Genomic DNA, 26,006 nt, shown 5'->3' on the forward strand with positions numbered 1-26,006 from the left:
CACCCTGAACCCTACCGCTGCTGTTTCGGGTCCAAAAGCCCATCCAGCATGACATCCTTTTCAGACCAGATACTGGCCAGCCAGCCCTTCATTTCCCTGCGGTATTCAGCCTCTTCGCTGTAATTGCGGCCCTTGAGATGTCCCGGCACGGGCACGGTGTCGATGCGCATCCGAATCTCGGGCACCCGGCCGCAGAGAAAATCCCAGAAACTGGGCGAACCACCGGGATAGGCAATGGTGACGTCCACCAGCGTTTCAATGGCATCGCCCATGGCGTCCAGCACGAAACCGGCACCGCCAGCTTTGGGCGTCAACAGGTGCTTGTACGCCGACTTCTGCTTGGCGTGTTTGATGGGCGTAAATCGGGTGCCTTCGACGAAATTCATCACCGAAACCGGTGCAAAGCGGAATTTTTCACACGCCCGGCGGGTAGACACCATGTCCTGACCGCGCTTTTCCGGATGCTTGATCAGGTATTCACGGGTGTAGCGTTTCATGAAGGGAAAGTCCAGGCCCCACCAGGCGAGGCCAATCACCGGCACCCAAATCAGCTCCCTCTTGAGAAAGAACTTGAGGAACGGCGCCCGGCGATTAAACACCCGCTGCATCGCGAAAATATCCACCCAGCTCTGGTGATTGCTGAGCACCAGATACCAGCCCTGGCGGCGCAATTTGTCCGCACCTGCCACGTCCCACTGGGTCTTTTGCGTCAGCTTCATCCAGCCGGTGTTACAGGCCACCCAGGCTTCGGCAATCAAAATGATCAAACGGGTACACAAACCTTGCCACGGTTTAATGGGAATCAGCTTCAATAAGGCCGGGATGTACAGCAATACACACCAGAACACCGTATTGACGGCCAGCAAGATCGAGGCAATCACGCCCAGAACAGGCGCGGGAAGAAAGCTCAGCATTATTCTTATCCATCTCCGGGCAACGGGGAAAACGCCGACATCATAACAAGCGATTAGCCAAAATGCCCGATAGTACTGCGGGCTAAGCCACCGATTGGCGCCGCAGGGTAAACCCAACGGCGCATCAGCGGCTGCGCCTAGCCCAAGCTCGCCAGCGTGTCCGGCAACTCCTGCAGACTGCGGATGATAGCGGAGGGCGCGATCCCCCAATCCTCGAAAACGGTGTCCGGGTCGCGCTGTACCCAAACCGCCATCAAACCCGACGCCCGCGCGCCGATCACGTCCCAGCCGTTGCTGGAAACCAAACACAGCGGCTGATCCATGGCTCCGGTGGCCCGGCGGGCATGAGCATAGACTGCCGGATCCGGCTTGAAACTCTTGATATCGTCCACGGACACCAGTCCGTCCAGGTGCTCTAGCAAACGGTTGTGGCCCAGCACTTTCTCCAGGGCCGGATAGCTGCCGTTGGAAAACGCGTAGCAGGGATAAACCCCGTTCAGGGAGGCGAGGACGGGACTGGCATCGGCAAAGGCCGGCAGCGTCAGGTAGGCCTGCAACAGTTCGTCCTCCCGCGCCGGCTCCAGATCGAAGCCGTGGCTGGCCATGGCATAGCGCAACGCCTGGCGCGTGCAGACGCCAAAATCCTCGTACAACCGCATCAGCCCGCGACGAAAGGCGAACTCCAGTTGCTTCTGGCGCCACAATTGACTGACCGCAGCGGCCTGATCGCCGGCATCGGCGGCTAGATGGTCGACCATACCCTGAGGATCGACCAACGTGCCGTAGACATCGAAAGCGAGGTGGACTGTCATAGAGGGAACTCCCTGTGGTTACAAAGACTGGGAACAGACTGCGTATACGTGCCTCAGTCATTCTGGTTGAAAGGCCATCGCGAAAACAGTGTCTTTAAATAACCCACCCCACCCGCATCCCGGTAACTACGTTTTGACTCTCCGACCGTACTGGCTGGCGCCGGCGAATCACCTTACACTGCGATTCATGAATCCGATCGATAGTTTTAATCTCGACATCCGCGCCTTGTCCGTTTTTCTGGCCGTGCTGGATGAAGGTAGTGTCTCCGCCGCGGCGGTCAAGCTAGGCGTTAGTCAATCCGCCGTTAGCCACACGCTGGACCGGTTGCGCCAGACGCTGGGCGATCCCTTGTTCGTCAAAGCTGGGCGCGGTATTACACCGACCAGCTATGCGGTTCGGACCGGTCCGCACCTGCGCCAGATCATCAACGATTTGCGCGGCCTGGCCGTGGGGCCACCGTTTTCGCCCGATAAAACGGAAATGACCCTCCGGGTCGCCGCCAACGACTATCAGCGCGAGCTTCTACTGCCGGGCCTTGCACAGGTGCTGAGGGAGCAGGCCCCGGGTATTCGGCTGCACGTGGTGCCCTCGGGCATCCCCACACCGGATCGTCTACGCCGGGAGCTTTGCGATTTCATGATCTCACCACATCCGCCCCCCGCCAGCGACATCATGCAACAACGGTTGCTGGACGACCGCATGGTGGTGTTCTACGACGCCAGCGTTCGCGCGCCCCCTGAGGATGTGGAAAATTACCTCGCCAGCCAGCATATTTCTATTGTCTTCGCTACCGGAGAGCGCTTGAGTCTGGATGAAACGCTCCGCGCCCAGGGCATCGAACGCGACGCGGCGGTGACCGTATCCAACTTCGCCGGCATGCCTGCTTTCCTGCGCGGCTCGCCCTGGTTGGCCAGTGCCCCGTCGAGGCTGCATCAGGGCATGATGCGGGAGTTTGCCCAGGCGCCGCTACCCTTTCCGCACCGGCCCTTTACGCTGTACCTGCTCTGGCATCAGCGTTACCAGCAGGATCCGGCGCATCGATGGATTCGAAATCAACTCCTGCAAATCGCCAGTCGTCTCGCCCGCTAATTCATCACTTTTTTTCATAGGTCAAATGAACGCAGCGGCCGTTATCTTGCGCTGCCGCCTGCGTATGCTGTGGCTTCCGGTTACCCCGATTGAATCTTAATCCGCTTGGAGCGAACGCAGCCATGCTGCAACTCACCAGCCTGTCGACCACCATTCTGTTAGCGGCTGCCGTCGCCCTCGGCCCACTAGCGACCGATATGTACCTGCCAGCGCTACCGGAGTTGAGTCATGCGTTCACCGCCGAGACCGGACAGATTCAGCTCACTCTCAGCCTCTACATGGCGGGTTTTGCGTTCGCTCAGTTGATTTGCGGTCCGTTGGCGGATCGCTTTGGGCGTAAGCCGATCATGATCGGCGGCCTGCTGTTGTTTGCGCTGGCAAGCGCTGGCTGCGCTCTGGCCGAGTCCATCGATGCCCTGCTGATCTGCCGCTTTCTACAGGCATTGGGCGGTTCGGCGGGCCCGGTCCTGGGCCGTGCGGCCGTGCGCGATATCCACAAACCGAGGGACGCGGCGCGCATAATGGCGATTCTGGCCGCCATCATGGCTATCGCGCCGGCGCTGGCCCCTACATTGGGCGGTGTGCTGCTGGCCGGCTTTGGCTGGCCATCGATTTTTCTGGCCTTGGCCGGTTATGCCTTGCTCGTCTGCGCCATCGTTGCGTTCGGCCTACCGGAACCCCTGGATCCCGCTTATCGTCAGAGTCTGCGGTCGGCCATCTTGGCGCGTAATTACTGGACAGTGCTTTGCGACCACGCATTCCAAGGCTATGCCTTAACCAATGCGCTGATCTTTTCCGGACTTTTCGCTTTCCTTTCCGGTGCCTCTTTCGTACTGATCGACTTCCTCGGGGTCACCCCGTCGGCGTTCGGCGCCTATTTCTCGGTGATGGTGTGCGGCTACATTATCGGCAGCTTCCTGACCGCGCGGATGAGCCGGCACTACACCCCGGATCAACTTTTGCGTGCGGGCCTGATGATTAGCGTCGTCGGAGGCGGAATGATGGCGGCTCTTGCCTGGACAGAGGTTTTTACCAAAACCGCCGTCATCCTGCCGCAAACGATATTCATGATCGGCGTGGGCATGGTGCTGCCACAGACCATGGCCGGGGCGCTGGCCCCTTTCCCCCACATGGCCGGCTCGGCTTCCGCCCTGTTCGGCTTCATCCAGATGGGCGCTGCCGCCGGTGCCGGCGTTTTAGTGGGACACCTGCACAACGGCACCAGCCAGGTCATGGCAACCGTCATTGCCGCCTGCGCTGTGGCTTCAGGCGTGGCCTATCTGCTCTGCATAGCCCGCTATTCTGCGCCCGGCCTTAAAGCGGCTCCCAGTCACGGTTGAAAGCCCGCTCACGAATGACTCACGGATGAAAGTCAGCCGCCAGTTTGTGCTTTTATCGCTACATTTGGCACAGTGCGTCTACACTTCTGCCAGTTCCATCGGCGAGTTACCCAAAAGTCGTGGCATCCGACAGCCACCCAAAAAGGGTATTCTTCTGGATCCATCGGCTTACATGACAAGGAGCACACCATGAGCAAAGTCACTCTCGACGGCAATCCCATCGACGTAGACGGTACTTTCCCGGCCAAGGGCGATACCGCACCTAACTTCACGCTGACCAACATCGGCCTGGAAGATACGCCGCTGACCGCCTGGAGCAGCAAGCGCAAAATTCTGAATATCGTACCGAGTGTGGATACCGGCGTCTGCGCGGCTTCGACCCGCAAATTCAACGAGAAGGCCAGCAGCCTGGATAACACCGTCGTCCTGGTCATTTCAGCCGACCTGCCGTTTGCGGCCGGTCGTTTCTGTGGCGCCGAAGGCCTAAAGGACGTGGTGACGCTATCCACCTTCCGCGACGACAGCTTCCGCAAGGACTACGGCGTGGCGATCGAGAGTGGCCCGCTGCGCGGCCTCTGCGCCCGTGCCGTGATCGTGCTGGACGAAGATAACAAGGTCATCCACAGCCAACTGGTCGACGAGATCAAGGAAGAACCGGACTACGAGGCTGCACTGGCCGCGCTCTGATCGGGTTCGACGCTTATCACTCGCCGGGGCCCGCCCCGGCATCCTTCCCGCCGGACTGTTACACTGCGTGATCGTTTGATCTCCAAAAAGCGCGGTAAGCCCGACAGTGAGTCCCCTGGTCGACAAATCCCTGCCCCTCAGCCGACAACTGCTGGCCATGACCTGGCCCATGCTGTTTGGCGTACTTTCGCTGATGAGTTTCCAGCTGGCGGACAGTGTTTTTATTGGCCAACTCGGACGGGATCCGCTGGCCGCACTGGGTTTCACCGTGCCGATGCAGCAGCTGATCATCGGCTTGCAGGTGGGGCTGGGTATCGCCACCACCGCCATTATCTCCCGCACCCTGGGAGCCGAGGACGTGACCCGGGCCGAACGTCTCGGCGGGCTGGTGGTGCTGTTGGGGGGCGGTCTCGTGCTGGTCCTGGTCGCCACGCTCTGGTTCTGCCGCGAATGGATCATGGGCCTGCTGGGGGCCGACGACGCCCTGCTACCGCTGATCTCTGCTTACTGGGTGCCCTGGCTGGGTGCCGCTTGGCTGGGTGCCATGCTCTACTTCGGGTATTCCGTTAGCCGCTCTCACGGCGACACCAAGCTGCCCGGCTACATGATGGTGTTCACCAGCCTGCTCAATATCGCACTCGACCCGCTCTATATTTTTGTCTTTGGCTGGGGACTGCCCGGCGCGGCCCTGGCGACCATCACCGCCTTCGGCACCGGCTGCCTGGTGGTCTATCCCAAGCTGATCCGGCGGGGCTGGCTGCGCTTCGATCTAGCGCAACTGGCCCTGGGCAAAGCCACCCGTCAACTGAGCGGTATTATGGCACCCGCCATGCTCAGCCAGCTTATGCCGCCGCTTGCCGCCAGCCTCGCTACGGCGCTCGTGGCCGGTTTCGGTACTGCGGCTGTCGGCGCCTGGGGGTTGGGTACGCGGCTGGAATTCTTCTCCATCGTTGTTGTGCTGGCGCTGACCATGTCCTTGCCGCCCATGATCGGCCGGTTACTCGGCGCCGGCGACATCGGCCAAATCAAGACGCTGGTCCGGATCGGCGTGCGATTTGTGGTGGTTTGGCAGCTTGCGATTGGTGTGATCTGGCTGTTGCTGTCCGGGTTCGTGTCGGAGCTGTTCACCTCAGATCGGGCTGTCACCGACATCCTGCACAGCTACCTCGTGCGGGTGCCACTGAGCTACAGCGGTCTAGGTGTGTGCATGCTGATGGTGTCGGTATGCAACGCGCTGGGCCTGTCGTTGCGGGCGCTGTTGATTTCCATTCTGCGGCTGTTCCTGTGCTACCTGCCGTTCCTCTGGCTGGGCGCGCAAATTGATGGGATCAACGGCCTCTTGACCGGTGCACTGATTGGGAATCTATGTGCTGGCGCCCAGGCCTATCTGTTTTACCGCCAAGGGATGCGCAGGCTACAACAAACTTAAGAAGTCCCCGAGTCTACTTTAGGTCTGAAGCGGTCGGAGACCGTTGCTGGAGAAGGCACATGGGCGTCATGGCTGGCACGGCTCTCCACACCGGCTAAGGAAATTTAGCGCGAAACCCCTCAGGCATAGGCACCACCTTCTTCTCGGTATAGTTGAAGAAGACAAACCCATACTTGGCCAGAGCCACCGCCTGGCCGGACTCCGCTTTGGTGACGCGGAACACAAAGTCCCCGCCGTACCGGTTGAAATCGGTCAGACCTATTTCAAAGCGCAGCACTTCCGGAAAGAAAGATTCGGATTGATACATGGTCGCCAGGTCCGTGACGATAATGCCGACCCCGTTGCGATCCGCCTCCTGCACGCCGTACTTCACCAGCAATTGAGCCCGCGCCTCGGAAAGCATCGAAATCAGTGCATCGTTCCCCAGGTGATTGGCACCGTTAATATCGGTGATGCGTACCGGCATCTCTGTGGAAAAGACAAATACATCGTCCGGGAAGGACAGTTTGACTCGGGCCATAATACGTCGCTCTGTGGTCTCTCATCGTCGCTATCTGTAGTTACTAATCGCCACTAGTCGTTACTAGCCGTCACTACATGCTGTAGTCATTAGTCCTGCCTACGTGGAGGCGCAAGTGTACCCGGATCGGCATACAAACGCAGTCGCAATGGGACCCGTGAGGCGTTATCTTAGGGAGCTAAGGAAACCCGCGACGGATAACAATAGCCATGCAACCACGTCCAGCGTCCACACTCGCACTGCTGCGTGAATCCACCTCCGGCTTCGAGGTGCTGATGCTCCAGCGCAGCCACCAAGCCGTTTTTATGCCCGGATTCTATGTCTTCCCCGGCGGCGCCGTGGACGAGGGCGATCAACACGACGACCTGTTGCCCCACTTGGAAGGTCACGACGACGCCTCGGCCAGCAAGTTGCTGAACCTGAAGACCGGTGGCCTGGGTTACCTTACTGCCGCCATCCGCGAATGCTTCGAGGAAGCCGGCCTGCTGCTCGCCCAGGATCGCGACGGCAAACCGGTGGGCACCGAACATCCCGCCTTTAACGACGCCCGCGAACGCCTGGCCCGGGGCGAGCTCGATCTACCGGCCCTGTGCCAGAACCATAACCTGCGCCTGCCCCTGGACCGTCTGGCTTACATCGACCACTGGATTACGCCACCGGGTCCGCCGCGGCGCTTCGACACCCGTTTCTTCGTGGCGGAAGCCCCGGCGGGACAAATCGCCCGCCACGACGGCGAGGAAACCATCGATCATTGCTGGCTTAACCCACAAGCAGCGCTCGAAGAACACCGTGCGGGCCAACGACTTTTCGGTGCGCCGACGTTATCTGTCATACGCCGCCTGGCCCGCTATAAAACCTTGGACGAGGCATTGGGCAGCGCGATTCGCGCCAAACCCATGAGCTTTCCCACCGAACCTTGGCCAGCCCGGCGCAACGATGAAATCGTCCAGCTCAGCCCGGGGCAGCCCGCCTACCAAGAGGCGCGCAAGCTCGACCCCAAAGGCCAAGGCACGGTAAACGCGGATATCGAACCCGGTGCGTGGGTTCGGTTAGCGGAAAACATCTGGCGCCTGACGGTGCCCAACCCCAGCGTGATGACCGGACCGGGCACCAACACCTACGTGATCGAAGATCCGGCCGGGCACCTGGTCATCGATCCCGGCCCCAGACATGAAGAGCACCTGCAACGTATCCTTGAGAAGACCGGGGGCAAGGTTCGCGCGATCCTGGCCACCCATACCCACAGCGACCACAGCCCCGGCGCCGGACCGCTGAAGGCGGCTACCGGCGCCGAAACCATCGGCCTAGCGCCACCCGGTGACGGTTTGCAGGATATGACCTTTGCGCCCGATTACACGCCTGAGGATGGCGAGTGGATCGAACTGCAAGGGTCTCGGCTCAAAATGATTCACACGCCGGGCCATGCCTCCAACCACCTGTGCTTCCTCCACGAGGGCGAGCGCGTGCTGTTTTCCGGCGATCACATCATGCAAGGTTCTACGGTGGTGATTAATCCGCCGGACGGCGACATGAAGGCTTACCTGAATTCCCTCAACCGCTTGCTGGAAGAGGATATCGACTGGATCGCCCCGGGCCACGGCTTCCTCATGGGCTACCCCCAGATGACGGTGGACTACCTGGTCACCCACCGCCTATCCCGGGAGCACAAAGTCATTGCCGCCCTGCGCAAGTTAGGCCCGGCGCCGCTGGAAACGCTGGTGCCGGAAGCCTATGCCGATGCTGCGCCAGCACTGCACCGCATCGCCGCTCGGTCGCTCCTGGCACACCTGCTAAAGCTGGAACAGGAAGGCCGTGCCCAGCTGCAGGACGGCCATTGGGTGTGGAGCGCTTAGGGAACCTCTGATTAAGTCTATTGGCGATTCTGGCTTTCCCTGAAAACCGGAATCAAGGCGAGGCTTCACAGGAAGGCTGGTTGCCTTTCAAGAAGGCTCGACGCGGAGTCCGGTTTTCAGGGAAAGCCCCTGCGGGCAAGCGTTGAGAAGCTCATTGGCCGCGTTGCAGCTCTTAGCAAGGGCTCAGGCCATTACCGGCGAACCGCGCCTTGCCACTGAGCTTCTCAACGCTTGCAGAATCGCCAATAGACTTAATCAGCGGTTCCTTTCCTAGTCTAAGCTATCCCCTGCAATCCGCTTGAGCACGGTTGCGTGCAAATCCGCATCGGCCTCGCTGAACAGCACGAAGCGAATATGCCGCACCGTGCCTAACTTGGGGGCCGCCGCCAAGAGCGTGGCGAAAGCTACCTCGGCCGCGTCCTCCATCGGATAGCCGAAAGCCCCCGCCGACAAGGCCGGGAAGCCTATGCTGGCCAATCCCTGCTCTTCAGCCAGTTCCACCGCGTTCCGGTAGCAACTGGCCAGGAGCTGATGGGCTGGCTCGTCTTTACCGAAAATCGGACCCAGGCAATGAATAACACGGGCGTTGGGCAACCCGTAACCGTCGGTGATCACCGCATCGCCGGGATGGATCGGCGCCAGTGGCCGACAGGCGTCGTCCAGCTCCGCTCCAGCGGCGCGATGAATGGCGCCGGCCACCCCACCGCCAGGACGTAATTCCGCGTTGGCCGCATTGACGACCACATCCAGATCCGATTGCTGGGTAATGTCCCCCTGGATACAGCGGATCCCGACATCATTTCGAGTGATTTCAAACATATCCGCCTCTTGATTCGCTTCTTCGCAAAAATTTAATGACTATCTCGTAAACTCACAAACCATTACAACTTGCTGAAAATTAAGACTATTAACTTAAAAAATATACACCGCTAGCGGCGACCTGTCAGCGAAAGTTGCACGCTTTTCATACAGAAAACTAACCTAGCTGCTATTTTTAATCGTATAAGTCCTATGATTGAAGCCCTGAAACAAGGGCGCCCTGACGAATGTTATGACCTGGAAAGTGAAAAGCAACAACCGCACACACAAGGAGAAGGTGCATGATCAGGCATAAGAACACAGGCCGAACTGCTCTCGTACTCGGACTGTCCACCTTGATGGCGGCGTGTGCCAGCAAAGGCACCCCGCCGTCCCAAGATTTGAATGCCGCTGAAGAATTCGTCCGCCAGGCTGAAGCCGCGGATGCACGCGACTTCGAGCCGGTGCTTCTCAATCGCGCGCAAAATAAGGTCGCCGACGCCCGACAGCTGATCGATGGCCAGAAGTATATGGAGGCTGAGCGCGTGCTCGAAGAGGCGCAAGTGGACGCCCAACTGGCTGGAGCGCGCTCCGAATCGGCGAAAGCTGAAAATGCGGTTGAGGAAATCAACCGGAACATCGAACAGCTGCGTCGGCAAATTAACGAATCTCAGCAACAGTGAGACTAGACCAGGAGGTTACAATGACTAAACGGATATTGATGTCAGGTACCGCACTCGGTCTGTCTGCTTTGTTGACCGCGTGTGCCAGTGCGCCACCCAACCCCAAAGTCGAGGATGCCCGCGCTGCCTATGAGGCGATCGAGGACGATCCCTACGTTGCCCGTGCCGGCTCCGGCCATCTGCGCGATGCCGAGCAAGCGCTTCAGCATGCCGAAAGCCTGATGGAGGAAGACGTCGACAGCGTCGAAGTGGATCACGCCGCCTATCTGGCAAACCGCCATGCGGAAATCGCCAGTGAGCAGGGTAAGCGCGCTCGATTGCAGGACGAGATCGCCAATGCCGAGAATCGGCGTAAGCAACTCACACTCCAGGAGCAGACCATGAGGGCGCAACAGGCCCAGTCCGAAGCGGAACGTCTGCGTCAGGAAATGGAAGCACTGCAGGCCAAGCAGACCGAGCGAGGTATGGTCCTGACGCTGGGCGATGTGCTTTTCGACTTGAACAAGTCGGAGCTCAAGTCCTCTGGTGAGCGCACTGTCGAACGTTTGGCTGAGTTCATGCGGGAGTATCCGGAACGCCGGGTTCGCGTTGAAGGCTACACGGACAGCACCGGTGCCGCCGATTACAACCAGCAGTTGTCGGAACGTCGCGCGGAAGCGGTCCGCAATGCTCTGATGCTGGCAGGTATCGAATCGTCACGGGTCGAGTTGCAAGGCTTCGGCGAGCAGTATCCGGTTGCCAGCAATGACGACGCCAGCGGCCGTCAGCAGAATCGTCGCGTGGAAATTGTTATTTCCGATCAGGAAGGCAACATTCAAACGCGCTGATCCAACCTTCAATCAGCCTTTAAATGGCGATTTGAAGCACCCAGAAGAGGCCGGTCGACAATGACCGGCCTTTTTCATATACAGCCCATACCACGATGGCCCCCTATGGTCTGGCGTCTCGCGGCCGACATCGTGTTGGTCCTGCACCTACTGTTTATCCTGTTTGCCGTCTTTGGCGGGTTGGCTGCGTTCTGGCGGCGCGGGGTAATCTGGTTCCACCTGCCGGCCATGGCCTGGGCGGCGCTCGTCATGCTCAACGGCTGGTTCTGTCCGCTCACGCCGCTGGAGGTCCATCTGCGCCAGATCGCGGGCGACGCCGGTTATCAGGGTAGCTTTATCGCCCACTACCTACTGCCGCTCATCTATCCACCGGGGCTGACTCGTGGCGTGCAGGTGCTTTTAGGTACCGCTGTGGCTACATTTAACCTGGTAGTTTATGGCGCCCTGCTCTACCGCGCCTGGCGACGGCGGCACCCAACATTATATTAATGTTCTCGTCCACAGGGGGCAGGCAAAATGGTTCGGTCTACCCACACTCATCCGACAGAACGGCTTTACTATGCATGATCGCAGTTCATCGCTTCGCCCTGCCCGATTGGCGCCCCTGCTTGCGCTGGCTTTAATTGCTTTACCGGCCTATGCCCAAGAGCCTGACGGTGCGCAACCGCATCCGGTGGAGCTATCCGAGGACGAGAGCGTGGAGGATATCGAAGCCAGTCAGGAGCGACCCGGGAACGAACCCGGGCCGGAGCCGCACGCCGAGGCATCGGGAAGCACCGGGGAAAAGCCACCCAACGAACAGGCTACCCGCGTTGCGCCCAACGTCGATCTGAAAGAGGTCACGCCGCCGACGGAGCCTGCTCCCGATACATCCGACGTTGAAAGCGCCCCGACTTCGGACGACGCAGCGGCCCCTGCCACAACCACGCCCGACACGGCCGAGGCGATGCCTGGGGAACCGCAGACGCCGGCTGTTTCGCCCCAACCGGACCCGGGCCAAGCCTCAAGTGCACCCGCAACAGCGACTGACGACGAACAGGCCGCGGACTTAGCGGCGGCGCCCCCGGCTGAGCCCCTCGTGATCCTCGGCGCCGAAGTGCGCCCGGGCACCAGCACACGGCTATCCTGGACCCCGGACACGTCCATGGCGGGACTGAATCAACCCACACCGGTGCTGATTATCAACGGCGCCGAACCCGGCCCCAACCTGTGCCTGACCGGGGCCGTTCATGGCGACGAGCTCAACGGTATCGAAATCATTCGCCGCGTGATGTACGACATCCAGGCCGAAGAGTTGAGCGGCCGTATCATCGGCGTCCCCATCGTCAATGTGCAGGGCTTCCAGCGCGGCTCACGCTACCTGCCGGACCGGCGCGATCTGAATCGCAACTTTCCCGGCGATCCTGCCGGCAGCCTGGCCTCCCGCATTGCCTACTCCCTGTTCAACGACGTGATCAAGCATTGTGACATGCTGGTGGATATCCATACCGGCTCCCTCAAGCGCAGCAACCTGCCCCAGCTACGCGCCGATATGCACCACGCGCAGGTCGCTCGCTTCACCGAGGGTTTCGACAAGATGGCGGTGGTTCACAGTGAGGGCTCGCCGGGAATGCTGCGCACGGCGGCGACGGATCACGGGATCGTCGCGGTCACTTTGGAAGCGGGGGAATCGCTACGCATCCAGGAGAATCAAATTGAAGCCGGCGTCAACAGCGTCAACAGTCTGCTGGAGAAGCAGGGCATGCTGTCGCGCCTGTTCGTCTGGGGCCAGCCGGAGCCGGTCTATTACAACTCCAGCTGGATTCGCGCCAATCACGGCGGCATCCTGGTGAGCGACGTCGAGTTGGGGGAGGAAGTCGTGACCGGCGAAGTGCTTGGCATCGTCACCGATCCCATTACCAATGCCCAGCATCCCATCCGGGCGGAGCAGGACGGCCGGGTGATCGGCATGGCCGTCGATCAGGTGGTCATGGCCGGTTTTGCGGCCTATCACCTTGGTACCGAAGCGCGCGGGCCGGAGCGCGCGCGCGAAGAGGATTGAGGGCTGGCCGCAGATGGGGTGCGCACAGGAACGTCTTTACAGCGCGTTCTGGGTGGCCACGACGCTGACCGGCGCAGGCCTCCCGAAGCCCGGATAGCGGCGCTTCAATGCGGCGCCGCCTGGGAAAACACATTGAGAATCAGCACCCCGATGACAATAAACAGAATGCCGATGATCGCGGCAAGATCCAGGGTCTGGCTGAAGAACAGCCAGCCAATCAGCGTAATCAGCGCCACACCCGTGCCAGCCCAAATGGCATAGGCAATCCCCACCGGGATGGTGCGCAGGGTGAGCGCAAGGAAATAGAACGCCAGCGCGTAGCCGGCCACCACCAGCACCGACGGCCACAATTTCGAGAACCCCTCCGATGCCTTGAGCGCGGAGGTCGCCACCACTTCAAAGCAAATCGCCGCCGCCAAAAACAGCCAGTTCTGCATGGTCTATCCTCCATTCACCGCTGGACGAGCCGGCATCCGGCAGCCGACTTCAATCGGGGGGAGGATACCCACTTCACACCGTCCCGGCCATCCGGGTATGCCACCCGATGTTTTCGGCGCGGTACGTAGTGCGCCTGGCTGCCTGTGCGGCCCATAGCCCGGGTACTTGATTCCCCATGCTTTCCCCGGCAGTCTGTCGTTTCTGCCAATAAGCTTCGACAACGAGCCTGAACATCCCGAATCAGGACCCGTCCCCCCAAACAGATCGATGGACTTCGCCATGTATCGTTCCGCATTTTTACTGGTACTGCTGACGCTGTTCGCATCAACAGCCGCTGGCGCGCGCAACCCGTGCTCGCCGGACGCTAGTGCCTGGGTACCCAGCCGCTATTACGATGCGGGCGCCATCGTGTTCCACGGCGGTGACTGGTATGTCGCGAGAGAATGGCAGGAAGGCCGGCGGCCGGGGCGTGGCGAGTTCGCCTGGCAGGCGCTCGACGCGCCGCCCGACTGTGCCCGTGCAGACGTGACTCAAGCTAACAGCGAGCCCGAAGCCGATGAGCCTGGCCGTGGGGACGAATCGGTACCCGTGTTCCCGGCCGACGATGTCACCGAGGACATAAACACGATCCAGTCCTCGGAAACCAAGTGCAAGCCAGCACCAACATGGACCTTTTCCGATTCCTACACCGTCGGTCGCTGGGTCACGTACGAAGGCCAGGTCTATCGGGCAATCCGGCCGTCCACCGGCGACATGCCCGGTGTTGTCGAGCCGCCGCACTGGGTTCCGGTGGAGGCTAATTGCCCAGCACAACCCTAGTGCACTAGGGGCAATCGCTTTGCTTTAACGGGCGGGGCAGCCACATCCTTTACCGCGAGTGCCAGCTCTTCGTCCCGCACCGCCAACCAGCGGGCCAGATTACGCAGTATGCGTCGCGCCAACTTACGGGCCTTTTCGGTATAGGGACCCTCAAAGTAGCTATCCAGGGTGTGATTGAAGTGGTCGAACCAAAGCTCGAAATGCTCCCGGCTCAGGGGAAATTTGTCGTGCACCCGTTCGTGGCGGTAGACCATGTTGCGATGGTAGGTGTCCTTGCCCAGCAGCATCTTGCACCAATAGCTCTCGATCATGGGCAGATGCTCGGCTAAATGGACACCGGCCACCTCGGTGAAAACCGGCTCCATCACCGGATCGTCCAGTAGACTGGCGTAGAAAAGCTGCACCATCCGATGAATTGCGGCAGGGTTGTCGAGATCCATATTGCCCTCCGGTCTGCTGAGCACATAACGGGTGGACACGACCGAACACCGGCCGTCACCGACGTCGGCCTCTTATCATAGCGCAAATTTCAACCCGGTCAGCCCGCCGTTCGGTGTTCCGTCGCTTCCGCTACGACGGCCTAACCCGCCAGGCCGACACTACGGATAAAGCCCGCAATACCGGTCATTACAATTTCCGCGGCCATGGCCGAGAGGATGAGGCCACTGATCTTGGACATGATATTCAATCCGGTCTTGCCCAAGCCCCGCTCCAGATAGCCTGACAGGTAAAGCAGAGCGGCTAGGGCCAGAAGGCCGGTAATCAATCCCAGCACGCCGCCCGCCATTTCCGGCAAGGTTTTAAGCTCGGCGCCGTAAACCAGAATGGCACCGATAGTGGCCGGACCGATAATGATGGGAATCGCCAGGGGCACTACCGCAATATCGTCGCGGTCTTCCGTAGGCAACCCAGTGGCGTGGTTACGCGTACCGCTGGTGACCAGACTGATGGCCGTCAGAAACAACAACGAACCAGCGCCGATACGAAAGGAATCCAGGGTGATGCCGATGGCATCGAACAGCACCGGACCGGCAAAGAACAACGCCAGGCCCAGGATCAGGGCAGACAGACAGGCCCGGTGGATCACCTTGTGCTTGTGCGCCGTATCGTCCCCGCGCGTCAGGGCGAGGAACATCGTCACCACGAAGAAAGGCGCCAACAGGAACAAAAAGCGAATGGAGCTGCTCAAGTAAGTGGCAAAAAAGGTCTGCAACATGAACGTCTCAGTCAGAACGGAAAGGAATGATGGGAAGCGGCCGGGAGGCTAACCCAGGCGGAGCCAACGAACCATGCGTAGTTCCGCTAGTGCACTGGGAAGCCTGGCCATTATTGGCTCGACTATGGGAAGCTGCAGCCTCAGCCCATAAAGCGTAGCGTCAACGGAGGACAACATGCATCTAAGCAGCCCCAAACGCCTGAACACCCCCCGCGGCACCTTCAGTTGGCGCGAAGGTGGCAGCCCTGACGGTTTTCCTGTGGTGATGATTCACGGCTGGCCGGAAAGCAGCTACTGCTGGGAACAGGTCGCGGCCCGCCTGGATCGGCAACTGAGGGTCATCGCGCCCGACCTGCGGGGACTGGGCGACAGCGAGCGCACTGAGGGCGCGGAGCACTACCGCAAGCAGGCACTGGCCGAGGATGTCGTCAGCATGCTGGACGCGCTGGCCATCGATGACTTCTATCTGGTCGGCCACGACTGGGGCGGCATCGTGGCTCAGGAAATGGCGCTGGCCATACCGGATCGGATCCAGAAGCTGGTGATCATGAACATCGCGGTGATCAACAACCTCAAGGGTAACCGGGAAGTCATCGACAAGGTCCGTGCCGGTAGTGGCAGCGCCTATTGGTATCAGCATTTCTTGCAAACGCCAGACCTGCCGGAAGCCATGATTCCCGGCAACGAGGCGGCCTGGCTCGGGCACTTCCTGCGCACCTGGAGTAAGGACGGCTTCCCGCAAGACGCCTTCGACGAGTACGTGCGCATGTATAGTATTGCCGGCACCGCAGGCGCCGGCGCCAACTACTACCGCGCCTTCCATGACGACGCCAAACGCTGGGGCGCTACTGCCGGCCATATCTGGCCCATGCCCGCACTCTACATCTACGGCAACCGCGATCAGGTGATCATTCCCGAGTATCTAAACCATATCGAAGAATGCTTCGCCAGCCTCCGCGTGGAGCAGGTCGACGCCGCGCACTTCCTTCAGGAGGAGAAACCGGACGACGTCGCCCGGCATATGAACCCGTTTTTTCTGACGGATTAGCGGCGGCGCGGGCCTGTCAAACAGGGCCCTTAGCCTTTGCCGCCGGTACCTGCGAAGGCTTGCGGAATAGCACGTAGTTGCCTAGCAACGCCAGCGCTGCGCCAATAATCGCCGTCACCGTCCATTCGAAGCCTTCCAGCCAGGTGGAGACGCTGAGGGCGACCACGGGGAACAGCACCGTGGCATAGCCGGCGCGATCGGCTCCCAGCGTACGGATAACCGTGAGATAGCTGTAGAAGGCGACGATTGAACCGGGAATCGCCAGAAACACCGTCGCGCCCCAGAACGAATCGGACGCCGGCAGATGCCAGTCGACACCCTGGATCAGACACCAGGTACCCAGAATCAACGCCCCATAGAACATGGCCCACGCATTGCCCGCCAGCAACGGGACATCCGCTGCACGGACCCGCAAGCTAATGAGGTTGCCGAAGGAAAACCAGAAGGTGCCACCGAGGGCAAACAGAATCGCCGGGAGCGTGGCATTACCCAAGTTCAAATCGTGCCAGAATAGCAAGGCGACACCGGACACCCCCAATGCCACAGCGGGGTAAATGCGCCGGTTAGGCACCAGCCGCATTAATAGCCAGCCGTTGAAGGCGTTGAATAGCGCGGCCAGCGAAAAGACCACGGCCAACAGGCCGGAGGTCATGGTTTCCGCCGCGCGGTAGATCAGCAGGAAGTTCACGCTATACAACGTTAATCCCTGCAGAACCAGCAAACCGTGCTGATGGGGGCTCAACCTGGGTAGGCGCCGGACCACCGCCAACACTGCAAGCGCGGTAGCCGCCGCCATGGCAAAGCGATAGAAGACCGCCAGGTCCACGGACGCCGCTTCCACTTGCAGACGGATAGCCGTCCAGGTCAGGCCCCAGATCAGGACAGTCAGGACGTAATGAGCGGCGATGGGCATGGACGGCGATTCCTTGCTGCAAGTCGGACAAGCCCCCGCAGGATAAACGCTCAGTCCAGCGACAGATAGCCCGAAACCCCATTGAAGTCATGACCTCAGCGTCAAACGGCAAGAGGCCCTCCCTTCCCTGGAAAAATGAACCCGCGCACATTCTGAGTATCTGCCATTTAGCGCATTAATAAACTTTAATCCAATCCACTTCCGATGGCCCTCCGCCATCTTGCCGTGAAGCCAAGATTTTTTCTGAGATAGGGGGTTTGTTCTTACGGCTTAAGATTAATATTCAGTAATTCGCGCGACTGGTCCAACTCGCCGTCATCAACCATATTGTGCCTAACTTTCGAGAACAGCGTCGAACAGGGGCATAAAATGCGACATACCAAAATTTTATTCATGACGCTGACAGCTATAGTCGGCGGCCTTGCCTGGCTTATCTACCCACAGGCTGGTGACGATGAGGCTGTCCTCAACGCCCAGCAAACCCAAGCGCAACCCCAGCCTCCAGCACCACCGGCGGCCGCACCGGCGCATCAAGGCCAGTCGCAGACGCCGTCGGGTCCGGCGCCGGGCCCCGTCGTCGCCACGCCGTCCCCGGCTCCCGCGGGGTCCGGCAGCCGCAATACCGCCAATATGCCCCTGCCGGAACCCATCCCGCGCGCATCCCGCCAGCCTCAGGCAGAACTCTGGCAGGTGAGTACCAACGCGCCCGCGACTCAGGTGGACGGTATTCCCGCAACGCGCATTTCCGTCCAGCCACGCGTGCTCGATACCATGCATGTAGGCCAGGAAGTGACCCTGCCCATCCCGAACCTTAATCGCTCGGTGACCGCCAAGATCACGTCCACGCACAACCAGCTTAATAACGTCGAAGTCTTCAAAGGTCCGATAACCGACGGTCACCCTAAGGACAATGTCATTATCACCCGCGGCCAGACCAGTACCTATGTCGTCGTCGCGACACGGGAAGGCGTCTATTCCGCCACCATCGATAACCGCACGGGCAACGCCACCCTTACCGATGAAGGCGATATCAACGAAGGCATCCAACCCGGTGACGACAGCGTTACCGTGCCCGGCATTGAGATGCCCACCCCTGAATCGAGTTAATGACCATGAATAACGACAAAAACGGACGTCTATCGGACGTCCAGGGTACAGCTGTACCCGGTAAAACCAACCAAATCGCAAGGCAGAAAGAATGATGAAAAGGACGAGTCAATGGGTGGCAGGGCTGGGCGCCACCTGTATTGCTTTAGGCGCACAGGCGACGGAAACCATCGACGTGCTGGTGCTGTATATCGACGACGCCACGCAGACCCGTAACGGCAGCGATATCGACGCCCGCGTCGCCTCGTATATCGAATATACCAATCAGGCCTACCAAAACAGCGAGGTAGACATGCAGTTGCGCCTGGTAGGCGCTGAGAACGTAGACCTGCCTTATACCTACGTCACCGGCGACAATCTCGGGGCGTTCCGCAACGACGGAACGGTGGCGCAGTTGCGCCAGCAGTACGGCGCCGACCTTGTGACCCTGCTCAATCTGCGCGAGCCGGTCAATGGGGGCTACGTCTGTGGTATTGCCTACGTACCGCCGGGGCAGCCCGGCACCGGCCAGTTCTATAGCAACGCCCCCAGTCTGGGCTTTAGCCTGGTGGGTATCGATTGCGGTTACAGCACCTTCAGTCACGAACTCGGTCACAACATGAGTTTGGGCCATTCCTACGTCCAGCAATCCGAAGGCGGCCTCTACCCCTGGGCCCGGGGCCACGGTGTCAACGGTCTGTTCAGCACCATCATGGCCTACCCCCAGGCCTACGGCACCCGCAACCAGGTGCAGCAGTTCTCCAGTCCGCAGCAACGCAAGTGCGAAGGCCAGCTTTGCGGGGTCGATCGCAATCAGCCGGACGGCGCGGATTCAGTGGGTAACCTACGGGTAGTGGCCAGTCAGGTGGCCGGCTTCGTGCCGACGGTCAACCCCGGTGACGACGATGGCGGTGGCAACGGCGATTTGCCGATCTGCAACAAGCCGGAGCTGGAGGGCAACCTGCTGCAGCAAGGCGACTTCAACAGCCTGTCCGCCTGGGACGCATTTGCCAATGCCGCCACGCTACAGCAAAGCGCCTTTACCGCCGATTGCGGCCGGGATTACGTGCTGCGCGTCACCGACCGCTCCCAGTTCTACGGCGGCCCGGTGCAAGACATGACCGGCGTGGTGGAGGGCGGCCAGCAATACCGCCTGACCGCGAAACTCGGTATTGCATCCGGCGCCGAGCGCGACAACATCCGCGCCACAATCCAGCTCAGCGACAGCCAGGGCACGCGCTATCAGTACCTGCCGGAAGCCTCGTTCAGCAACAGTGAGCTGAGCACCTACGACCACACCTTCACTCTGGATGGCGACTCGTCGTTGAATGGTGCTCAACTGGTGTTCTATGGCCCGGAACCCGGCGTCGATTTCTACGTGGACGAGGTGAAACTGGTCAACGCCGGTACCCCCGAGACAGAGGAGCCCAAGCTGCTGGTCGACGAAGGATTCGAGAATGGCGCCACCGGCTGGGGCGCGTACTTCGGTACCGGGCTCTACTTCTCCCGCACCGCTCAATCCGGTAACTACGGGCTGCTGTCGGCGAACCGGAACAGCTGGTACTCGGGCCCCGGCTTTGACGTGCATGGCGTACTGCAAGCCGGGCAGACCTATCAAGCCAGCGTGGATGTGTTCCTGCGCAACTCGGCGCTCGGCTCGGACAATGCCCAGCTCTGGGCCTACTACGTGGATGACGCCGGCCCCCATTGGCAGCAGCTTGGCGGCGAAGCCATCGCCACCCATGCCTGGCAGCGGATCGAAGCCAGCTTCCGCGTCGACGCCGAAGGACCGGTGACCCAACTGCGTCTCCATGTGATGGGACCGGAAGCGGCCACCCGGCTGTATATCGATAACCTGCAGGTGCGCCAGTAACATTCTGGCCGCCGAGAGCATGACGAAAGTGAGCCGGGCCACGTGCCCGGCTTTTTAATTCTCTTCCCTGAAACCCATAACCACCCGCGCCATCAAATCCTCGATGCGGCCGATGGCGTTGTCGTCCTCGCCACGCCCGGTCAGCACTACCTGGGAACCGATGGTGGCAACGTAAAGCAGCAGCGATAGGTCCCGGGTGCGCTGGGGGTCCTTGCTGATGTGCTGGAACAGAATGCAGTTCTGGCTGATTCGCGCCTCGTCCACCTGCTCGACAATACCCGCCGCATAGGCGTCCCGCCGGGCGAAATCCCGCACCGCCAGTTCCACCTGCAACCGCCGCACGTTACGCGCGGCATCGGTCAGCAGCAGTTCGAGGATCTGTCGCAACTCCTCTGAGGTGTTCTCGCCCTTGGGCTTCCAGTATTGCAGCTCGTGCAGGCGGCGATCCCGCCAGCGGTCGAGGAAGCTCACTACCAGGTCTTCGTGGTCGCGGAAATGCCAATAAAAGCTGCCCCGGGTGACGCCCAGCTTCTTGGCCAGGGTCATCACCCGCAGATGGCCAAAACCGCCTGCGGCAATCTCGCCGGCAGCCGCATCCAGCCAGTTATCCCGGGTCAATTGCGCCTTGTCGGACGTGCGTGAGCTGCGCTTGGCCTGGGTTTTAGCCTCATTCATGCCGGTTGCTGATCCTGTTGCCGAAATATGAGCGACGAATTCTACATGATGCGGTCAAGTCCTTCGCCAGCGTTGACCACTTCTTCAACATACATTAGTGTACGGAAAAACAATACACCAGTGTATGGAGTCTTCGACCATCGATTCCTGCACCTGTCCTCGATCCAATGCGGGGGTCGGCGTCAGCAATTCGCTCCGCCCCGCGTGCCAATAAGGAGCACTCGAATGAGCACCGCGCACTACGACGTGAACGGCGACATCGCCGTCATCCGCCTGGACAATCCGCCAGTCAACGGCCTGGGCCTGGCCTTGCGCCAGGGCATCGTCGACGGCATCAAGCAGGCCGAAAGCGATGACGCCATCAAGGCCGTCGTGCTGATCGGCTCCGACCGCGCCTTCTCCGGCGGCGCCGACATCAGCGAATTCGGCACGGACAAGATGCTGGCCGAGCCGATCCTCACCACCGTGATCAACTACCTGGACACCGCCAAGAAGCCGGTGATCGCAGCCATCAGCGGCGCCTGCATGGGCGGCGGGCTGGAGCTGGCACTGGGCTGTCACTACCGCGTGGCCAAGCCCGATGCGCAGATTTCCCTGCCAGAAGTGAAGCTGGGTATTTTGCCCGGCGCGGGCGGTACCCAACGCCTGCCGCGTCTGATCGGCGCAGAGCACGCGCTCAACATGATCGTCTCCGGTGCCGCAGTCCCGGCCAAGCAGTTCCAGGGCAGCCCGCTGTTCGATGACATGGCCGAGGGTGACCTGCTCGAAGGCGCCTTGGCCTACGCCAAGAAAGTGATCAGCGAGAACCTGCCGCTCAAACGCGTGCGTGACCTGAAAGCCAAGCACGAGAATCCGGAAGGTTTCTTCATGTTCGCCCGCAATACCGTGGGCGCGGTGGCCAAGAACTACCCGGCGCCGCTGAAGTGTGTCGATGCCGTTCAGGCCGCCGTTACCAAGCCTTTCGACGAGGGCATGAAGGTCGAGCGCGAAGCCTTCGCCACCCTGCTGCAAACCCCGGAATCCAAGGCCCTGCGTCATGCGTTCTTCGCTGAGCGCCTGACCAGCAAGATCGCCGATGTACCGAGCGATACCCCGACCCGCGAGATCAAGCAGGTCGGTGTGATCGGTGGCGGCACCATGGGCACCGGCATCAGCATCAATTTCCTCAATGCCGGCATCCCGGTGACCTTGGTGGAAATGAAGCAGGAAGGTCTGGACCGTGGCGTCGCGGCCGTCCAGAAGGTGTACGAAGGCCGGGTCAAGAAAGGCAAGATGAGCGAGGATAAGGCCAAGGCCTGCATGGACCTGCTCACGCCCAGCCTATCCTACGACGACCTGAAGGATGCCGACCTGGTGATCGAGGCGGTGTTCGAGGAAATGGGCGTCAAGCAGTCGGTGTTCGAACAACTGGATGCCACCTGCAAGCCGGGCGCGATCCTCGCCTCCAACACCTCCACCCTGGACCTGAACAAGATCGCCAGCTTCACCAAGCGTCCAGAAGACGTTATTGGCCTGCACTTCTTCAGCCCGGCCAACATCATGAAGCTGCTGGAAGTGGTACGCGGCGACAAGACCGCCAAGGACGTGCTGGCCACCGCCATGAAGCTGGCCAAGACCATTAAGAAAACCGCCGTGGTGTCCGGCGTGTGCGATGGCTTCATCGGCAACCGCATGATCAACCAGTACCAGCGTGAAGCCATATTGATGCTGGAAGAAGGCGCCACCGTGCAGCAGATCGACAAGGCCATCGAGAAGTTCGGCTTTGCCATGGGCCCGCTGCGCATGGCGGATCTGGCCGGCGGCGACATCGGCTGGGCCATCCGCAAGCGCCTGTACGCCGAAAACCCGGATATGAAGAAGATGGTGGTGGCCGACCGCCTGTGCGAGATGGGCCGCTACGGGCAAAAGACCGGCGCTGGCTTCTATCGCTACGAGCCGGGTAACCGCAACGCCCTGCACGACCCGGAAGTGGACAAGGTGGTCGACGAGGTGCGCGCCGAACTGGGCATCACCCCGCGCAAGATCAGCAACCAGGAAATCGTCGAACGCTGCGTCTACGCCCTGGTCAACGAGGGCGCCCGCCTGCTGGACGAAGGCATCGCCCAGCGCGCCTCCGATATCGACATGGTTTACCTGACCGGTTACGGCTTCCCGATCTTCCGGGGCGGCCCCATGCACTACGCCGAGGAAGTGGGCCTGCCCAATGTGGTCCGCGCCATGGAAGCCTTTACCGATACGCATACCCAACCAGGTTTCTGGGAACCGGCCCCGCTGCTGGCGCGCTGCGCAGCAGAGGGCAAGCGTTTCGATGAGCGCTCCAAATAACTCGGGTATCCGGTCAAAGAATTCAAGCGGGGTCGCCTCCGGGCAGGTCCGCCAACAGGAGAATTGTTATGTCCAATGATGTCGTCATCGTATCCACCGCCCGTACCCCGCTGGCCAAGTCCTGGCGTGGCGGGCTGAACATGACCCACGGCGCCACCCTGGCCGGCCATGCGATCCAGTACGCGGTCGAGCGCTCGAAGGTCGATCCCAACGAAATCGAAGACGTGCTGATGGGCTGCGCCCTGCCCGAAGGCTCCACCGGTAACGATGTGGCCCGCATGGGCGCGATCCGCGCGGGGCTGCCGGTTTCCGTAGGCGGTGCGACCATCAACCGCTTCTGCTCCTCCGGCCTGCAGGCCATCGCCATGGCGGCTCAGCATATCGCCGTGGATAAGGTGCCGGTGATGGTGGCCGGCGGTGTCGAGTCCATTTCCACCGTTCAGGCCAACGTCAACCAGAACTACTTCATGGAGCCCTGGCTGGCCAAGAACAAGCCGGAACTCTACTGGTCCATGCTGCAAACCGCTGAAACCGTGGCCCAGCGCTACGGCATCAAGAAAGAAGACATGGACGAGTACGGTGTGCGCTCGCAGCAACTGGCCGCCAAGGCCCGCGAGGAGGGCAAGTTCAACGACGAGATCGTGCCCATCACCACCACCATGGGCGTGGCGGACAAGGCCACCGGCCAGTTGAGCACGAAAGAAGTGACCGTCAGCCAGGACGAAGGCATCCGTCCAGATACCAACCTCGAAGGCGTAAAAACGATCCGCTCTGCCATGCCGGGTGGCGTGGTGACGGCGGGCAATGCCAGTCAGTTCTCCGACGGAGCCTCCGCCTGCGTGCTGATGGACGGCAAGCTGGCCCAGCAACGCAATATCGAGCCGCTAGGCATCTTCCGCGGCTTTGCGGTCGCCGGTTGCGAGCCGGACGAGATGGGCATCGGCCCGGTGTTCGCCGTGCCCAAGCTGCTCAAGCGCCATGGCCTGAGCGTGGACGACATCGACCTATGGGAGCTGAACGAAGCCTTCGCCGTGCAGGTGCTCTACTGCCGCGACAAGCTGGGCATTCCCCAGGATCGCCTGAACGTCAACGGCGGCGCTATCGCCGTGGGTCACCCCTACGGCACCACCGGCTCGCGTCTCACCGGCCATGCGCTGATCGAAGGCAAGCGTCGCGGCGCGAGGTACGTGGTCGTCACCATGTGCGTCGGCACCGGCATGGGTGCTGCCGGCCTGTTTGAAGTGGCTTGATTTGGCAGCTAACACCGAGCTTTAAAGCTTGTGTAGCCGACGCTTCAGCGTCGGAGCAGGCGTCAAGCCTGCCGAGACCGGCCGGGGGACTGACGTCCCCACCGAAGCTGAAGCGTCGGCTACACCAACAACAGCACACAATCGCTCAACGGGTTTTTACGTCTCACAACGAGGTTTGCCATGGACCTGAACTACTCCCCCGAGCAGGAGGCCTTTCGCGCGGACGTGCGCCAGTTCCTGCAGGACAACCTGCCCGACGATATCCGCCAGCGCGTCAAAAAACGCCTGCGGCCGGACAAGGCCATGACCCAGCGCTGGCAGAAAATTCTGTTCGATAAAGGCTGGGGAGGATCGACCTGGCCCAAGGAACACGGCGGCCCAGGCTGGAGCCCGATCGAGCAGTTGATCTTCGAAGAGGAATGCGCCCTGGCCGGGGCGCCGCGCCAGCTCGACTTCGGTCTGCGTATGGTGGCACCGGTGATCATGACCTTCGGCAACGAGGAGCAGAAAGAGCGCTTCCTACCGGGCATTCTCAATGGCGAGGACTGGTGGTGCCAGGGCTACTCCGAGCCCGGCTCCGGCTCAGATCTGGCCTCTCTCAAAACCAAGGCAGTACGCGAAGGCGATCACTACGTGGTCAACGGCCAGAAAACCTGGACGACCTTGGGCCAGCATGCGGACTGGATCTTCTGCCTGGTGCGCACCAGCAGCGAAGGCAAGCCGCAGCAGGGTATCTCCTTCCTGCTGATCGACATGAAAACGCCGGGCATCGACGTACGCCCGATCATCATGCTCGACGGCGAGCACGAGATTAACGAGGTCTACTTCGACAACGTCAAGGTGCCGGTGGAAAACCTCGTCGGCGAGGAAAACCGGGGCTGGACCTACGCCAAGTTCCTGCTGGGTCACGAGCGCACCGGCCTGGCCAATGTCGGGCAGTGGAAAGCGCTGATGCGCCGGCTCAAGGAAGTCGCCCGGGAAGAACGCGACGGCGAGCGGCCGTTGATCGAGAACACCCGCTTCCGTGATCGCCTGGCTCAGCTGGATACCGAACTGCGCGCGCTGGAACTGACGACGCTGCGGGTACTGACCGACGAGAAAGGTCCAGGGCCGCAGGCGTCGATTCTCAAGATCCGGGGGACCGAGATCGGCCAGGGCCTGTTCGAGCTGTTGATGGAGGCCGGCGGACAAGACGCCATCGCCCATATTCCGGACGCGCTGGAACTGGATTACGAGGGGCCGCGCGTAGGCTCGTTCGATGCCACGCCAGCCGCAGGCGATTACTTCAACATGCGCAAGTTGTCGATCTTCGGCGGGTCCAACGAGATCCAGCGCAACATCATCGCCCAACTGGTTCTGGGCCTGTAAG

The 26,006-nt window shown here is 60.8% G+C and carries 25 protein-coding genes; 16 read left to right on the plus strand and 9 right to left on the minus strand.

The genetic code is table 11. The features are described 5' to 3' along the window. Positions 1-11: 11 nt before the first annotated feature. Together FXO11_RS19820 and FXO11_RS19825 are read right to left on the minus strand one after the other, a co-directional pair. The gene (locus FXO11_RS19820; RefSeq protein ID WP_148864659.1) at positions 12-914 is read right to left on the minus strand and encodes an acyltransferase; all 903 of its coding nucleotides are present in this window, start codon (positions 912-914) and stop codon (positions 12-14) included. Between the two features lie 137 nt (positions 915-1,051). After that, positions 1,052-1,726, minus strand: coding sequence for a haloacid dehalogenase type II (locus FXO11_RS19825; RefSeq protein ID WP_148864660.1), 675 nt, complete (start codon positions 1,724-1,726; stop codon positions 1,052-1,054). A 187-nt stretch (positions 1,727-1,913) separates the two neighbouring features. On the opposite strand from FXO11_RS19825, the gene FXO11_RS19830 reads away from it, so the two are divergent. The 4 genes from FXO11_RS19830 (at position 1,914) to FXO11_RS19845 (ending at position 6,272) form a co-directional block, all read left to right on the plus strand. Continuing rightward, on the plus strand, positions 1,914-2,816 hold the full coding sequence (locus tag FXO11_RS19830) for a LysR family transcriptional regulator (RefSeq protein ID WP_148864997.1): 903 nt from the start codon (positions 1,914-1,916) through the stop codon (positions 2,814-2,816). A 122-nt stretch (positions 2,817-2,938) separates the two neighbouring features. After that, a complete protein-coding gene (locus FXO11_RS19835; protein WP_148864661.1) occupies positions 2,939-4,156 on the plus strand; it encodes a Bcr/CflA family multidrug efflux MFS transporter in 1,218 nt (405 codons plus the stop codon). 189 nt (positions 4,157-4,345) lie between these two features. Beyond that, positions 4,346-4,843, plus strand: coding sequence for a thiol peroxidase (gene tpx, locus FXO11_RS19840; RefSeq protein ID WP_148864662.1), 498 nt, complete (start codon positions 4,346-4,348; stop codon positions 4,841-4,843). A 157-nt stretch (positions 4,844-5,000) separates the two neighbouring features. Next, the gene (locus tag FXO11_RS19845) at positions 5,001-6,272 is read left to right on the plus strand and encodes an MATE family efflux transporter (protein ID WP_148864998.1); all 1,272 of its coding nucleotides are present in this window, start codon (positions 5,001-5,003) and stop codon (positions 6,270-6,272) included. Between the two features lie 94 nt (positions 6,273-6,366). Here the strand turns inward: FXO11_RS19845 and FXO11_RS19850 are convergent, their stop codons facing one another. Beyond that, positions 6,367-6,792: a thioesterase family protein gene (locus tag FXO11_RS19850; protein ID WP_148864663.1), complete on the minus strand. Its 426-nt coding sequence runs from the start codon at positions 6,790-6,792 to the stop codon at positions 6,367-6,369. A gap of 209 nt (positions 6,793-7,001) precedes the next feature. On the opposite strand from FXO11_RS19850, the gene FXO11_RS19855 reads away from it, so the two are divergent. Beyond that, positions 7,002-8,645, plus strand: coding sequence for an MBL fold metallo-hydrolase (locus FXO11_RS19855; protein WP_148864664.1), 1,644 nt, complete (start codon positions 7,002-7,004; stop codon positions 8,643-8,645). Positions 8,646-8,915: 270 nt separating this feature from the next. Here FXO11_RS19855 and FXO11_RS19860 read toward each other — a convergent pair whose 3' ends face one another. Then, a complete protein-coding gene (locus FXO11_RS19860; protein ID WP_148864665.1) occupies positions 8,916-9,464 on the minus strand; it encodes a macro domain-containing protein in 549 nt (182 codons plus the stop codon). Between the two features lie 281 nt (positions 9,465-9,745). On the opposite strand from FXO11_RS19860, the gene FXO11_RS19865 reads away from it, so the two are divergent. From FXO11_RS19865 to FXO11_RS19880, 4 genes are all read left to right on the plus strand, one after another. Next, positions 9,746-10,126: a DUF4398 domain-containing protein gene (locus FXO11_RS19865; RefSeq protein ID WP_148864666.1), complete on the plus strand. Its 381-nt coding sequence runs from the start codon at positions 9,746-9,748 to the stop codon at positions 10,124-10,126. 20 nt (positions 10,127-10,146) lie between these two features. Further along, complete coding sequence (locus tag FXO11_RS19870; protein WP_148864667.1) at positions 10,147-10,953, plus strand: OmpA family protein; 807 nt, start codon at positions 10,147-10,149, stop codon at positions 10,951-10,953. 105 nt (positions 10,954-11,058) lie between these two features. Further along, a complete protein-coding gene (locus FXO11_RS19875; RefSeq protein ID WP_148864668.1) occupies positions 11,059-11,442 on the plus strand; it encodes a DUF2784 domain-containing protein in 384 nt (127 codons plus the stop codon). 70 nt (positions 11,443-11,512) lie between these two features. Next, positions 11,513-12,994 carry a succinylglutamate desuccinylase/aspartoacylase family protein gene (locus tag FXO11_RS19880; protein ID WP_148864669.1) on the plus strand — a complete coding sequence of 494 codons (1,482 nt, stop codon included), beginning with the start codon at positions 11,513-11,515 and terminating at the stop codon, positions 12,992-12,994. A 104-nt stretch (positions 12,995-13,098) separates the two neighbouring features. Here the strand turns inward: FXO11_RS19880 and FXO11_RS19885 are convergent, their stop codons facing one another. After that, a complete protein-coding gene (locus tag FXO11_RS19885; protein WP_148864670.1) occupies positions 13,099-13,431 on the minus strand; it encodes a DMT family transporter in 333 nt (110 codons plus the stop codon). Positions 13,432-13,711: 280 nt separating this feature from the next. Here FXO11_RS19885 and FXO11_RS19890 point away from each other — a divergent pair, with 280 nt between their 5' ends. Continuing rightward, entirely contained in the window at positions 13,712-14,251 is a 540-nt protein-coding gene (locus FXO11_RS19890) for a carbohydrate-binding protein (protein WP_148864671.1), read from the plus strand. Here FXO11_RS19890 and FXO11_RS19895 read toward each other — a convergent pair. Continuing rightward, a complete protein-coding gene (locus tag FXO11_RS19895; RefSeq protein WP_148864672.1) occupies positions 14,248-14,691 on the minus strand; it encodes a group III truncated hemoglobin in 444 nt (147 codons plus the stop codon). The genes FXO11_RS19890 and FXO11_RS19895 overlap by 4 nt on opposite strands. A gap of 140 nt (positions 14,692-14,831) precedes the next feature. Further along, the gene (locus FXO11_RS19900; protein ID WP_148864673.1) at positions 14,832-15,467 is read right to left on the minus strand and encodes a MarC family protein; all 636 of its coding nucleotides are present in this window, start codon (positions 15,465-15,467) and stop codon (positions 14,832-14,834) included. Positions 15,468-15,642: 175 nt separating this feature from the next. On the opposite strand from FXO11_RS19900, the gene FXO11_RS19905 reads away from it, so the two are divergent. Then, entirely contained in the window at positions 15,643-16,515 is an 873-nt protein-coding gene (locus FXO11_RS19905; RefSeq protein WP_148864674.1) for an alpha/beta fold hydrolase, read from the plus strand. 16 nt (positions 16,516-16,531) lie between these two features. On the opposite strand, the gene FXO11_RS19910 is transcribed toward FXO11_RS19905, so the two are convergent. After that, a complete protein-coding gene (locus tag FXO11_RS19910; RefSeq protein ID WP_148864675.1) occupies positions 16,532-17,428 on the minus strand; it encodes a DMT family transporter in 897 nt (298 codons plus the stop codon). A gap of 369 nt (positions 17,429-17,797) precedes the next feature. On the opposite strand from FXO11_RS19910, the gene bamI reads away from it, so the two are divergent. Together bamI and FXO11_RS19920 are read left to right on the plus strand one after the other, a co-directional pair. Then, the gene (gene bamI / locus FXO11_RS19915; RefSeq protein ID WP_148864676.1) at positions 17,798-18,535 is read left to right on the plus strand and encodes a biofilm-associated metzincin protease inhibitor BamI; all 738 of its coding nucleotides are present in this window, start codon (positions 17,798-17,800) and stop codon (positions 18,533-18,535) included. 91 nt (positions 18,536-18,626) lie between these two features. Further along, entirely contained in the window at positions 18,627-20,387 is a 1,761-nt protein-coding gene (locus tag FXO11_RS19920) for a biofilm-associated metzincin protease Mep72 (RefSeq protein ID WP_202980263.1), read from the plus strand. A 54-nt stretch (positions 20,388-20,441) separates the two neighbouring features. Here the strand turns inward: FXO11_RS19920 and FXO11_RS19925 are convergent, their stop codons facing one another. Further along, positions 20,442-21,062, minus strand: a complete 621-nt coding sequence (locus FXO11_RS19925; RefSeq protein WP_148864677.1) for a TetR/AcrR family transcriptional regulator — start codon at positions 21,060-21,062, stop codon at positions 20,442-20,444. A gap of 225 nt (positions 21,063-21,287) precedes the next feature. Between FXO11_RS19925 and FXO11_RS19930 the strand changes: the two genes are divergently transcribed. The 3 genes from FXO11_RS19930 to FXO11_RS19940 all read left to right on the plus strand — a co-directional run bounded on the left by FXO11_RS19930 (position 21,288) and on the right by FXO11_RS19940 (position 26,005). Further along, positions 21,288-23,387, plus strand: coding sequence for a 3-hydroxyacyl-CoA dehydrogenase NAD-binding domain-containing protein (locus FXO11_RS19930; protein ID WP_148864678.1), 2,100 nt, complete (start codon positions 21,288-21,290; stop codon positions 23,385-23,387). 68 nt (positions 23,388-23,455) lie between these two features. Further along, positions 23,456-24,637: an acetyl-CoA C-acyltransferase gene (locus tag FXO11_RS19935; protein WP_148864679.1), complete on the plus strand. Its 1,182-nt coding sequence runs from the start codon at positions 23,456-23,458 to the stop codon at positions 24,635-24,637. A gap of 180 nt (positions 24,638-24,817) precedes the next feature. Then, positions 24,818-26,005, plus strand: a complete 1,188-nt coding sequence (locus FXO11_RS19940; RefSeq protein ID WP_148864680.1) for an acyl-CoA dehydrogenase family protein — start codon at positions 24,818-24,820, stop codon at positions 26,003-26,005. Position 26,006: the final 1 nt, after the last annotated feature.

The sequence above is a fragment of the Marinobacter fonticola genome (assembly GCF_008122265.1).
In the GTDB taxonomy this organism is placed as follows: Bacteria; Pseudomonadota; Gammaproteobacteria; order Pseudomonadales; family Oleiphilaceae; genus Marinobacter_A; species Marinobacter_A fonticola.

Bases quoted from the DNA above. Each gene is read 5' to 3' on its own strand.
- FXO11_RS19910 (WP_148864675.1), bottom strand. From the start codon at position 17,428: ATGCCCATCGCCGCTCATTACGTCCTGACTGTCCTGATCTGGGGCCTG.
- FXO11_RS19825 (WP_148864660.1), bottom strand. From the start codon at position 1,726: ATGACAGTCCACCTCGCTTTCGATGTCTACGGCACGTTGGTCGATCCT.
- FXO11_RS19880 (WP_148864669.1), top strand. From the start codon at position 11,513: ATGCATGATCGCAGTTCATCGCTTCGCCCTGCCCGATTGGCGCCCCTG.
- FXO11_RS19920 (WP_202980263.1), top strand. From the start codon at position 18,627: ATGATGAAAAGGACGAGTCAATGGGTGGCAGGGCTGGGCGCCACCTGT.
- FXO11_RS19930 (WP_148864678.1), top strand. From the start codon at position 21,288: ATGAGCACCGCGCACTACGACGTGAACGGCGACATCGCCGTCATCCGC.
- FXO11_RS19870 (WP_148864667.1), top strand. From the start codon at position 10,147: ATGACTAAACGGATATTGATGTCAGGTACCGCACTCGGTCTGTCTGCT.
- FXO11_RS19860 (WP_148864665.1), bottom strand. From the start codon at position 9,464: ATGTTTGAAATCACTCGAAATGATGTCGGGATCCGCTGTATCCAGGGG.
- tpx (WP_148864662.1), top strand. From the start codon at position 4,346: ATGAGCAAAGTCACTCTCGACGGCAATCCCATCGACGTAGACGGTACT.
- FXO11_RS19940 (WP_148864680.1), top strand. From the start codon at position 24,818: ATGGACCTGAACTACTCCCCCGAGCAGGAGGCCTTTCGCGCGGACGTG.
- FXO11_RS19835 (WP_148864661.1), top strand. From the start codon at position 2,939: ATGCTGCAACTCACCAGCCTGTCGACCACCATTCTGTTAGCGGCTGCC.
- FXO11_RS19885 (WP_148864670.1), bottom strand. From the start codon at position 13,431: ATGCAGAACTGGCTGTTTTTGGCGGCGGCGATTTGCTTTGAAGTGGTG.
- bamI (WP_148864676.1), top strand. From the start codon at position 17,798: ATGCGACATACCAAAATTTTATTCATGACGCTGACAGCTATAGTCGGC.
- FXO11_RS19845 (WP_148864998.1), top strand. From the start codon at position 5,001: ATGACCTGGCCCATGCTGTTTGGCGTACTTTCGCTGATGAGTTTCCAG.
- FXO11_RS19850 (WP_148864663.1), bottom strand. From the start codon at position 6,792: ATGGCCCGAGTCAAACTGTCCTTCCCGGACGATGTATTTGTCTTTTCC.
- FXO11_RS19865 (WP_148864666.1), top strand. From the start codon at position 9,746: ATGATCAGGCATAAGAACACAGGCCGAACTGCTCTCGTACTCGGACTG.
- FXO11_RS19900 (WP_148864673.1), bottom strand. From the start codon at position 15,467: ATGTTGCAGACCTTTTTTGCCACTTACTTGAGCAGCTCCATTCGCTTT.
- FXO11_RS19830 (WP_148864997.1), top strand. From the start codon at position 1,914: ATGAATCCGATCGATAGTTTTAATCTCGACATCCGCGCCTTGTCCGTT.
- FXO11_RS19895 (WP_148864672.1), bottom strand. From the start codon at position 14,691: ATGGATCTCGACAACCCTGCCGCAATTCATCGGATGGTGCAGCTTTTC.
- FXO11_RS19820 (WP_148864659.1), bottom strand. From the start codon at position 914: ATGCTGAGCTTTCTTCCCGCGCCTGTTCTGGGCGTGATTGCCTCGATC.
- FXO11_RS19875 (WP_148864668.1), top strand. From the start codon at position 11,059: ATGGTCTGGCGTCTCGCGGCCGACATCGTGTTGGTCCTGCACCTACTG.
- FXO11_RS19935 (WP_148864679.1), top strand. From the start codon at position 23,456: ATGTCCAATGATGTCGTCATCGTATCCACCGCCCGTACCCCGCTGGCC.
- FXO11_RS19905 (WP_148864674.1), top strand. From the start codon at position 15,643: ATGCATCTAAGCAGCCCCAAACGCCTGAACACCCCCCGCGGCACCTTC.
- FXO11_RS19925 (WP_148864677.1), bottom strand. From the start codon at position 21,062: ATGAATGAGGCTAAAACCCAGGCCAAGCGCAGCTCACGCACGTCCGAC.
- FXO11_RS19855 (WP_148864664.1), top strand. From the start codon at position 7,002: ATGCAACCACGTCCAGCGTCCACACTCGCACTGCTGCGTGAATCCACC.
- FXO11_RS19890 (WP_148864671.1), top strand. From the start codon at position 13,712: ATGTATCGTTCCGCATTTTTACTGGTACTGCTGACGCTGTTCGCATCA.